Below are 10,939 nucleotides of genomic sequence, written 5' to 3'. Positions count from 1 at the left end.
AGATGTTAGAGAAAAGAATTTTTTTGCTACAATAGATTGTCTTTTTTTTTAAAAAGCTAATTAACCCTATAGTGAAAAAAATAAGACTAATAACGCTGATCATATAAAAATGACTAATTAATAAAGAGTTAACACTTTCTTTAAAATTACTAGAGTGAAAATAGTAGTTATTCGTTAAAAGTATTAGTAAATATAAAATGCTTAAAGGAATACAGAACCCAATATTACGCATAGAAGTGATCCCTGCCTATAACCATCATTTGAAAATAAGTCATTTCGTCTGTAGAAAGAATAAAATTCTTTTCTAAGAGTGCAAATGCTTTTCTATAATATAGCCGAGATAGGATACGACAATAGTGAAGTGCTCCAGATTGTTCTATGTAATCCCGAACCAATGCTCGTACTTCAGGTGAAGAAGAAATTTGTTTGTCTGTTAAATTTTTAAAAAAATCATCTTGTGTTATGTAACTATATTCATAAGCTTTTAAAAAAGGAAGATAAGCCTTTAATTCCTGAAGGTCATTTTTATTATCTGTCATGGCATCATTAGCATCATTTCTTAGCTGGCCAGCTATCCCTATATATGATGTGATTTCTTTTAAAATTCTATTTTCAGGATTAATAGTTCGAAAGATAGTTTCTGTTAGTAGACCCGATTTCTTTTCAATAAGCTTCATATATTCTTCTTCACTTAAAATTATTTTTTTATCTATTGAAAAACAAAATTGGATATCTTTCCATTCCCCACAACACGAATGTATTAGTTGTTGGAGAAGATCTCCTGTTGCAGTATCTTTTGTCTTATAAGTTAAGTATATCAGTCCTTGCATAAGTAAATATTGAGAAACTAACAAAAAACGGGGATATTCATTTTTAAAATATAATGGATTTAATATGTCTCCATCACACAAATCATCTATTATATCCGCTGATAAAAAAATAAATTCAATCCCCATTGCCTTATCCAATTCTCTCTTTGTTATTGGTTGTCGTTTGGTCAAAAAAGAAAGAGCTAGATATAGCTCTCCCCAAGAGAAACCGGAAGATTCTGGATTTAAAACCTTTCCTTTTTGGGAAAGACATTTCTGAATAAATAGAAGTATTTCAGATTCATCACTTTGATTACGGTAGGAGATATGGTAAGCAATGTGATTGATTAAACAATCTCTAAACCCACTGATTTCCACCATCATTTTTCACCCGGAAATCCTTTGCATACTCATCTAATACAATTCGCTCTTCAACTGATAGAGTTTCCAATGAAGGACATAATTCATAATTTTCAAAGGTAAGTTTGTTTTTTTTCATCTCCATTAGAAATTCCCATAGTGCTTTATTCATAAAAACAACCCTCTTTCTAAATATTCTGTATTTTGGTTCTATATAAAAAAATACAATAAAAACGGTATGTTTTCAATATAGTCCTTAAATTTTCAATACTTAATTTACATATTTTTTATTTTATAATGCGTGAATTTACAATATAAGCTTGCGGAATATACGGATTCTACTAGGATATTTATCTGATAAATTAGACACATAAGACATAACGTCTTAAAAAATTTTTAGGGGGAAAAGAAAATGATTAATGAAAAAAACCTTTTTGATTTAGATGTACAAGTAACAACAGCTACAGGCGATGTAGATCCACAAATTACAAGTATCTCAGCTTGTACGCCTGGTTGTGGAAACACAGGTTCATTCAATAGCTTCTGTTGCTAATTGCTAAATAAGACATATTGTCTTAAAAAAACTTTAGGGGGAAAAGAAAATGATTAATGAAAAAAACCTTTTTGATTTAGATGTACAAGTAACAACAGCTACAGGCGATGTAGATCCACAAATTACAAGTATCTCAGCTTGTACGCCTGGTTGTGGAAACACAGGTTCATTCAATAGCTTCTGTTGCTAATTGCTAAATAAGACATATTGTCTTAAAAAAACTTTAGGGGGAAAAGAAAATGATTAATGAAAAAAACCTTTTTGATTTAGATGTACAAGTAACAACAGCTACAGGCGATGTAGATCCACAAATTACAAGTATTTCAGCTTGTACGCCTGGTTGTGGAAACACAGGTTCATTCAATAGCTTCTGTTGCTAATTGAATGCCCAAAAAGAGGGAACACAGATGTGTCCCTCTTTTCTCCTATTACAATACTTGATTAGAACAGAAAGGAAGATTCAAAATGATTTCAGAAAAAAGGAAGCCTATCCATACATCAAATAAAACCGCATGTAATAATATATTTGAACCTCTACCATTTTTTATGATTAGATCCCCGTTTTTACCATTTAACGCGTTATATCAAATTAAGAATCAAGAAGTATTGATTAAAAAATTAAGAGAATATGCAGAAATGGATTACATTAAGGAAGCTATTGCCATTGCAAGTCCTTCATTGCTTGAATCTCTTAAACATATACATGGTGATTTAAGTAGTAGGAAAACACAACAAGTAATATCTTCTGTATTAAGATATATGTTAAGAATGACAACACGCCCAACACCTTTTGGAGCTTTTTCTGGGGTAGCATCCGGAGAGTTTAAGGAAAAATCTTTACTTGAAATGAGCCATTTTGAACAATTTAAGAAAAGAACTCGTCCTGATATGGAATGGTTATTGGGAGTGGTTTCATCACTTGAAAAAAATCCTAGTATTCTCCAATCTTTAATGGTTAGTAAAAATCATGCTGCTTATCGTGTCGGAAACCGCCTATATTTACCTTTTTCAACTGAATGTGGACAACTTCGCAAGAAGGATATGGAGAAAAAGGAGAATATTTCAATTTTGTATAGTGAAGTTGTTAGGAAAGTTCTAGATTTAGCTGAAACACATATTAAAGTGAAAGAGCTTCTCCAAAAGTTGCAAAATGACTATCCAGGCACAGAAGTAAAGGTAATGGAAAACTTTATTCTCCAGTTGGTAGAACAAGAATACCTTATAACTGAACTAAGACCGCCACTTACATATGACTCTCCATTTGATTATGTGATTGACAAGTTAAAAATAAGAGTTGGTGAAAATCAAATATGGGAAGATTTACTGAAGGTAAAAGATTTAATACTTGTTTATGATCAATTACCGCTTGGGAAGGGGCTTTCTGTTTACAACAATCTTATCCTATTAATGAAGAGGATTTATGAAGTTACAACACCCCTTCAAGTCGATTTCGCTCTAAATACGCAAGATTTAGCCATTGGAAAAAACGTAGCAAATGATGTTAGTAAAGCAGCTCAGGTGTTATGGAGTATAGCTGATAGTGGAGTTGGATTCCCTCATCTCCAAAAATATCATATTGATTTTTTGGAGAAATATGGAACTACCAGGGAAGTTCCATTGGTAGAACTTTTAAGTGAGGAATTAGGGCTTGGAGCACCCGCGACATATAAAAACCCAAAAGGGAATAGGGATGGAGAAAATTTTACGCTGCCTTTAGATGAAGAACGTAATGTTCAATTATCATATATGCTTATTGAAGCTATTCATAATCAGCAAAAAGAAATTGAAATTACAGATGAAATAATTAGCAGAATTGGAATAGAAAAAGATACTCGATACGCTCCGGATTCATTTGAAGTATATGGAGAATTGTATGCTACTTCGCAAGAGGAATTAGACAATGGAAAGTACACGCTATGCCTAAGCCCAAATCCAGGGTCTCATGCAGCAGGAAGCACATTTGGTCGATTTCTAGATATCTTAGATCCAAATGTTAGACGTAAAATTCAGCAACAAGAAGTGGAGATTGACCATCAATTTAATAACGATATTGTTATGGTAGAGGGAAGTTTTCTTCCGGCAACTGGCCGTTCAGCGAATGTGGCAATTGGAAAAACTACAAGAGAAGTAACGGTAACTCTTGGAACAAATGGAGATGACGATACTTTGCAAATTCCAATTGATGACATTGTTGTTGGAGCATCATTAGAAAACTTTTATCTGAAATCTAAAAAATTAGGGAAAAGAATTAAAGTAGTAGCTGGTAATGTATTAAATTACCAAAGTGGCCCTAATATTTATCGCTTCATGAGAGAAGTTTCTCTAAATGATTTAGACCACTGGAGAATATTTAATTGGGGTAATATGACATCTTCACCTTATTATCCAAGGATTCGTTACAAAAATATCATTCTTTCTCCTGCAATTTGGAAGTTAAATAGAGAGACTATTGGCATGAAAAATAAACCTAAAAGTGATGATGAATTTTTAATCCTATTTGAAAAATGGAGAGAGAAATGGACGGTTCCACGCCATGTATATATGACGTATAGCGACAACAGGATTTTAATTGATCTTGAAAATATTCTTCACCTTCGAGAATTAAAGAATGAACTTTTTAAGCAGGGTAGATTACAGTTGAGAGAGTCATTACAGGACATCAATAAAAATTGTCTAAGCAGTCCGCTTGGTAGTCATGCAATGGAAGTTGTTTTTCCATTGAAAAAAATGAACGATGTCGCTAAAAGAAAAAGTATAGGAGCTGTTGAAGACGGGAAAAAAGAAATGGTTAGTGAGAAAATGATTTACCGTTTGCCTGGAAGTGAATGGCTATATGTTAAGCTTTATGTTCCACAAGCAAGAGAGAATGAATTTATTTCAAAATATATGACATCATTTTCTAATTATATTGTGCAAAGTGGTATGGCTCAATCATGGTTCTTTATGCGATATCGTGATCCGGATGCTCATATTCGTTTGCGTTTTTATGGAGATCCCGAGAAGTTGAATGCATCTGTTCTTACCTATTTAAGGGATTGGGCAAATAATTTAATGGACTCTGGATTTATCCACAAAATGACGGTTGATACGTATGAACGAGAAGTAGAACGGTATGGTGGTCCGTATCTGATAGAATTGGCCGAGAATTTCTTCCATTACGATAGTAGGTCAGTAACAATGCTTCTTAATGTGATAGGACAACAAGCGGAACTGCCAGTACATGTATTAGCATCCTTAAACATAATTGAGATCATGGATAATTTTGGATTAACTTATGAACAACAATTGGAAACCATAGAAAGCAATACGGATAAATATGAATTCATTGATGAATTTAGACCAATGAGAAAATTATTAAGTAACATTGGAAATTCTGAAGGTGATTGGAGTAATTTACGTAATTACAATTCAGCAATTGGACAAGAAATTTATAAAAGTTTATTAGTTCGGAGAGAATCCTTAAAAGAATATGTTTCCAGCATTCAACAATATAAAAATGAAGACATGCTCTGGAATAAACAACAAACAATTATGGGAGCAATTATTCATATGCATTGTAATCGACTATTGGGAGCTAATCGAGAACTAGAGAAAAAAGCACTTGCCTTTACGCGGCATATCTTATCAAGCCAGCGATATTGGAGGAATCAGAATGAAACAGATACTCAATCACGTACCTGAAGATGAGAAACTATCATTTATAAATATTCTAAAGTCTTTTCATTATTGGCCTGGTTTATTTAAACTTTTATGGGAAACGCACAGAGGGTATTTCTTCTGTGTGCTTACCTTAAATTTTTTAAATGGATTATTACCTGCAGCATTGATTTTGACAATCCAATACCTCGTTAATACAGTACAGAACATCTACCAGAATGGGTATCAGGATGCTTATTTTACCCATGTTTTACCGTTTTTTATAGCTTTTGCACTAGTTACAATTTTAACGGGTGTTACAGGATCCGTTTTGGAAACATATAAACAGCTTTACCGAAATCTTCTTTCTAATAAAATCAATGTAAAATTAATAGAAAAAGCAAAAAGATTACCTTATTCCAGTTTTGAGAACCCAGAAATTTACAATAAACTTCAAAGAGCGCGCCAAGATTCCACATATAAACCATTTGCCATTTTTGAAGAACTTATGGGGATTATAAAAAGTGGAATAACTGTGATTTCTATTTCCGGTATCTTAATGATTTGGAATTGGCAGTTTACCCTAATTTTAATTTTGTTACCACTAATCTCTTCTTGGTCCATCATGAAAATTGGAAAAGAAATTTTTTTAATTAGTCATAAGCGTGCTGAAGAAACACGAAAACAATTTTACTACTACTATTTGCTAACAACAGACATCACAGTAAAAGAAGTGAAATTATTTGGATTAGGCAATTTGCTTCTCAAAAATTATTCGAATATCTTCAATCTATTTTATCAGCAAGATAGACATTTGCTTTTAAAAAAGATGAGGATTGACCTGTTTTTCCAATTAATTAGTGTTGCTTTTGTAATGTTTGTGCAGTTTATGGTGGTTATGGATGCTGTAACAGGGATTATTGCTATTGGAAGTCTTATCGCTTATTTTCAAGCTGTAAATACTACACAAAAAACATCTAATGAATTAATGTATATGATTTTTAATATGCATCAAAACAATCTTTATATGACTCAACTATTCTCATTTTTGGACATCCCTGAAGAAAGGGATGTTTCAAATAATAGAGACAATACTTATATAGAAAGTATCTCTTTTGAAGAAAAAGGTATTCGATTTATAAATGTCTCTTTTAAGTATCCCGGTCAAAAAGAATATATATTAAAAAAAGTGAATTTTCACATAAAACCAGGTGAAACATTGGCTCTTGTCGGATCTAATGGTTCGGGTAAATCTACAATTGTAAAGTTAATTACAAAACTTTATACGGACTTTGAAGGGATTATTCTATTAGATGGAAAATCCATTCATCAATACAGTACAAATGAATGGCAGGATAAGGTTAGTGCCATTTTCCAAGACTTTGTTAGATATGAACTAGATGTTAAAGATAATATTGGCTATGGTGATTATAAAAAAGCCGATCAAGTGATGGCTATACAAGCGGCTGCTAAAAAATCTGGAGCATTAAAGATGATTAATAATTTGCCTAACAAAATGGATACACAACTTGGTAAAACTTTTGCGAACGGAATACAGTTATCTGGAGGACAATGGCAAAGAATCGCCATTTCACGAGCATACATGAGGGATGCGGGCCTATATATTCTAGATGAACCTACTGCCGCATTAGATCCAGAAGCAGAAGAAGAGGTTTTTAGAGATTTTAAAGAAATTACAAAGAATTGTATGGGGCTTTTTATATCTCATCGGTATTCAACTGTAAGGCATGCTACAAAGATTATGGTCCTTGATAAAGGTAGAGTCGCGGAACTAGGTACTCATAATGAATTACTAAAAGTAAAAGGAATATACGCAAGACTATTTGAGTTGCAAGCTAAAAATTTTATAAATCATTCTAAAATTCAAGTGAAGGTGTAATTAGAGAGGAGAAAACTATGCGATTAACTACAGAAAAAAAATCATTTTGGTTACAGGGAATTAGTATTGAAAAAAGAAATAAAGCATTAAAGTTAGTTCGTGATATAGCAGAGCGATTAAAGGATCCGATGTATGTAGAAAAAATTGTTATGGAGCCTGATAATATACCAAACGGAGGAACACTTCATCCATGGGACCCCATTACTTTATCCCATGGTTATCCAGGAACTATTATGTTATTTGCAGAATTAGATCGACAGTTTCCAGAAGAGGGATGGGATCTTATTGCACATAGTCACTTGATAGAAATACAAAAGGCAATAGAAAAACAAGGTGTGAATAGTATTTCTATGTTTGGCGGTGTTTCTGGTATTGCGTATGCGACTTCATATGCTTCGCGTAACTATGAAAGATATCATATATTTTTGAAAAAGTTAAATGAATTTGTATTATCGCAGTTACATCTTGTATTGAACTATCAGAAAGAAGAGTGTGGTGTTCATCCATTTATGTACGATACAATTCAGGGCGCTACTGGAGTAGGTCGTTATTTGTTGCAAAATATTCAACTTGAATCAAATTCAGAAGCACTCAAAAAAATTCTCAATTGTTTTATTAATATGTCTAATGACATTGAAGTGAATGGTGAAGTTGTACCTGGTTGGTACGTACCGTACGCCAATCAGTTTTTGGAAACTGATAAGATACTATTTCCGGATGGGAATTTCAATTGTGGCCATGCTCATGGAATGCCTGGCCCGCTTTCCTTGATGGCGTTGGCTATTGAACAAGGAATTGAAGTCCCTGGGCAAAAGCAAGCGATTCGTAAAATGATAGATTGGTTAATAAGATGGCAAGATGAAGGTTCGTGGCCTGCCAGGCTTAGTTTTAAAGAAGTGGTCAATGACCAAGCATACCATGTGTATCCAAAGCGAAAAGGTTGGTGCTATGGAAATCCAGGAGTAGCAAGAGCTCTCTATTTGGCTGGAAGATCTTTGAAGGATCAGAAATCCATGAAAATAGCTTTAAGTTCTTATCAAGATACACTTTTGCAAAGTGAGGAGGAATGGGATTTAGCATCTCCAACATTTTGTCATGGAAGAGCGGGATTATTACAAATGTCTATTAGGATGGCAAAGGATGAAAATGGGGAGATATCGATGCAGTCCATTATAAAATTAATAGATTATGTAATGGATGCATATGATCCTCAAGCACCATTTGGTTTTAAAGACTTACAATCCAATGAGCAAACATCCAATGAGTTAAACAAGGTTGGACTATTGGAAGGTGTAAGTGGTGTACTTTTAACTTTATTAAGTCTAAGCGCAGTAGAGGAGCCATGGTGGGACGGAGTATTTTTAATTTCCTAATAAAAAATTGAGAGGATGTTACAGTATGGACCAAATGAAGCAATTGCTCAGTTCTAAGAAAATATTAGTAGGAGTAAGCGGATCTATTGCAGTAGCTGGGATTTTTCAATATTTAGCTATATTGAAAGCGAATTTTAGTGAAGTAAAGGTTATCATGACAAAAAGTGCAATAAAGCTTATCCCTGCAGAAACTGTGAAATTATATTGTAATGAGGTATTTGTTGATGAGGAACTTACTCTAAGTGGTAAACCAGGTCATGTGGAATTGGCTAGATGGGCAGACTTACTAATGGTACTACCGGCTACAGGAAATACTATTTCAAAAGTAGCTCATGGTTTAGCTGATGATTTATTAAGTACAGTCATTCTTGCTCATGATAAACCAGTTCTCTTTTTTCCTAATATGAACAAATTAATGTGGGAGAAAAAAGTAGTTCAGAATAATGTTAGTCTTTTAGGAGAATATGATCATATAGTGATTCCGCCTTTGAAAACAACGGCTTTTGAAATTGCGACTATGTCTTTGAAACCGAACTATGTTTTACCTAATAATCAAGAAGTATTGCATATACTCTTTAAGGAATTTGAGAAAAGAAAGTCAGTAACTGTACATGAAACAGTTGAAATGCACTAAAACTCACAAAAATGTGAGTTTTTTATTTTTTTCTTTCTTTTCTTTATTTTTTTTTTATATTTGTCTTCTATATTAGTCCATAAGGAGGGATTTTATATGAATAATGAAATAGTTTTAGAAGCAAATCACTTAACAAAAACAGTAGGTGGTAAGACAATAGTAAATGATTTTTCAACTAAAATATATAAAGGAGATATTTGTGGTTTTCTGGGGCCGAATGGGGCAGGAAAAACAACTGTTATGCGTATGTTTACAGGATTAATTCGCCCGACAAAAGGGGCCATAAAAATAAGTGGTCAAGATGTAAATCAAAATAGACAACAGGCTTTGATGAATATGGGGGCAATTATTGAATCACCAATATTCTTCCCATATATGACGGGTAGAAAAATGCTACAAAATTTAGCGAGATTATACCCTGCTCTTTCGCGAAAAGAACAATTGGAACAAGTAGAAGCAATACTATCTATTGTAAGGTTAACTGAGGATGCGGATGTGAAAATTAAAAATTATTCATTAGGAATGAGACAGCGACTTGGCATTGCACAAGCTCTTCTAGGTGATCCTGATGTTATTTTGTTAGATGAGCCAGCAAATGGCCTGGATCCTATGGGCATGAGAGAGTTAAGGGAATTAATTCTTGAACTTCGTGAAAAGAAAAATTTAACCTTTTTTATTTCAAGCCATTTACTAGATGAAATTCAGCAAATGTGTGACCGTCTTGTCATAATTAGAAATGGAAAACTTATTACGCAAGGAAGGAAAGATGAATTAATTACAGATCCAACAAAAAGGTTGGAAGATGTGTTTGTGGAGATGATGACATCATGAGGGGACTTTTTATTTCTGAATTCGAAAGGCTTTGGACGCAAAAAATAACTTGGTTAATCTTGCTTTTCTTACCTTTAATGGTAGTTGCGTCAGTGAAATATTACTTAAACTGGAATCAACATACTTCTCCTGGAAGACCAGATTACGTTACTGCTTTAAATTTTCCTATAATAAGTATTTCTGAGCATCTTGTGGTTTCGTTTAATATTATCGCTATAATACTGATTTCCACTGTTATAGCGTATGAAGTAGAAAATGGACAATTAAGAATGATTTTAATTCGTCCATTCTCTACCTCACAATTGTTTGTAGCTAAACTTGCTACTATATTAACTACCATGTTTCTATATTTAACTTTGTTTTGGATTTTTAATTCTATAGCGGGTTATTTATTCTTTCCAAAGGTAGATACATTAATAACATTTATAGATGAAACCAAGGTGTCTATTGCAGGGGCGATATTATATAACTTAAAGTATTTCTTCGCATGTTTCATTACTATGGTTTGTATTGTTTCTGTATTTACATTAATAGGGGCGTTAAGTAGAAGTACGATGATTACTCTTGGATCAGGAGTAGCCTTTATTTTCTTTGCTATTGCAATTCCACAGATTTTAGAATTCTCTAACCAAACGATAATTAGCGCTAATACTGTACTACACCTTATGTACATGTCAATCGTTAAAATTCAGCATACAGGTATAGCATTTATACTTTCAACAAGTAATAGTATAAACATTTATATTGTTATAGTGGAAGCGATTTATATTTTCCTATTTGGAATGTTCGCATACCTGTCATTTGTGAAAAGAGATTATTTTATTTGAAAACTAGGAGGGAGTT

The 10,939-nt window shown here is 33.1% G+C and carries 11 protein-coding genes; 9 read left to right on the top strand and 2 right to left on the bottom strand.

Annotated features, from left to right (window positions below; translation table 11 throughout):
* Nucleotides 1-224 precede the first annotated feature (224 nt).
* On the bottom strand, nt 225-1,193 hold the full coding sequence (locus tag ACO6VI_RS23605) for a polyprenyl synthetase family protein (protein WP_063548357.1): 969 nt from the start codon (nt 1,191-1,193) through the stop codon (nt 225-227).
* A complete protein-coding gene (locus ACO6VI_RS23600; protein WP_023522753.1) occupies nt 1,168-1,341 on the bottom strand; it encodes a hypothetical protein in 174 nt (57 codons plus the stop codon). The genes ACO6VI_RS23605 and ACO6VI_RS23600 overlap by 26 nt, the downstream gene beginning before the upstream one ends.
* A gap of 240 nt (nt 1,342-1,581) precedes the next feature.
* Here ACO6VI_RS23600 and ACO6VI_RS23595 point away from each other — a divergent pair, with 240 nt between their 5' ends.
* The 9 genes from ACO6VI_RS23595 (at nt 1,582) to ACO6VI_RS23555 (ending at nt 10,923) form a co-directional block, all read left to right on the top strand.
* Nucleotides 1,582-1,722 (top strand): gallidermin/nisin family lantibiotic, encoded by a 141-nt coding sequence (locus tag ACO6VI_RS23595; RefSeq protein WP_023522751.1) that lies wholly within the window; start codon nt 1,582-1,584, stop codon nt 1,720-1,722.
* A gap of 49 nt (nt 1,723-1,771) precedes the next feature.
* Nucleotides 1,772-1,912 (top strand): gallidermin/nisin family lantibiotic, encoded by a 141-nt coding sequence (locus ACO6VI_RS23590; protein WP_023522751.1) that lies wholly within the window; start codon nt 1,772-1,774, stop codon nt 1,910-1,912.
* Between the two features lie 49 nt (nt 1,913-1,961).
* The gene (locus tag ACO6VI_RS23585) at nt 1,962-2,102 is read left to right on the top strand and encodes a gallidermin/nisin family lantibiotic (RefSeq protein ID WP_023522751.1); all 141 of its coding nucleotides are present in this window, start codon (nt 1,962-1,964) and stop codon (nt 2,100-2,102) included.
* Between the two features lie 85 nt (nt 2,103-2,187).
* Complete coding sequence (locus tag ACO6VI_RS23580) at nt 2,188-5,403, top strand: lantibiotic dehydratase (RefSeq protein WP_088021344.1); 3,216 nt, start codon at nt 2,188-2,190, stop codon at nt 5,401-5,403.
* Nucleotides 5,375-7,258 (top strand): ABC transporter ATP-binding protein, encoded by a 1,884-nt coding sequence (locus tag ACO6VI_RS23575; protein WP_063548353.1) that lies wholly within the window; start codon nt 5,375-5,377, stop codon nt 7,256-7,258. The genes ACO6VI_RS23580 and ACO6VI_RS23575 overlap by 29 nt, the downstream gene beginning before the upstream one ends.
* 17 nt (nt 7,259-7,275) lie before the next feature.
* Entirely contained in the window at nt 7,276-8,631 is a 1,356-nt protein-coding gene (locus ACO6VI_RS23570; RefSeq protein ID WP_023522748.1) for a lanthionine synthetase C family protein, read from the top strand.
* Between the two features lie 25 nt (nt 8,632-8,656).
* Entirely contained in the window at nt 8,657-9,265 is a 609-nt protein-coding gene (locus ACO6VI_RS23565; RefSeq protein ID WP_023522747.1) for a flavoprotein, read from the top strand.
* A gap of 96 nt (nt 9,266-9,361) precedes the next feature.
* Entirely contained in the window at nt 9,362-10,096 is a 735-nt protein-coding gene (locus tag ACO6VI_RS23560; protein WP_063548351.1) for an ABC transporter ATP-binding protein, read from the top strand.
* Nucleotides 10,093-10,923 (top strand): ABC transporter permease, encoded by an 831-nt coding sequence (locus ACO6VI_RS23555; RefSeq protein WP_063548349.1) that lies wholly within the window; start codon nt 10,093-10,095, stop codon nt 10,921-10,923. Before ACO6VI_RS23560 ends, ACO6VI_RS23555 begins: the two co-directional genes overlap by 4 nt.
* Nucleotides 10,924-10,939 lie beyond the last annotated feature (16 nt).

It is taken from the genome of Bacillus sp. PSXD-155 (genome assembly GCF_049310765.1).
Taxonomy (GTDB): domain Bacteria; phylum Bacillota; class Bacilli; order Bacillales; family Bacillaceae_G; genus Bacillus_A; species Bacillus_A cereus.
Note: the sequence above shows the minus strand (reverse complement) of the source record. Positions and strands in the feature narration are given on the sequence as shown.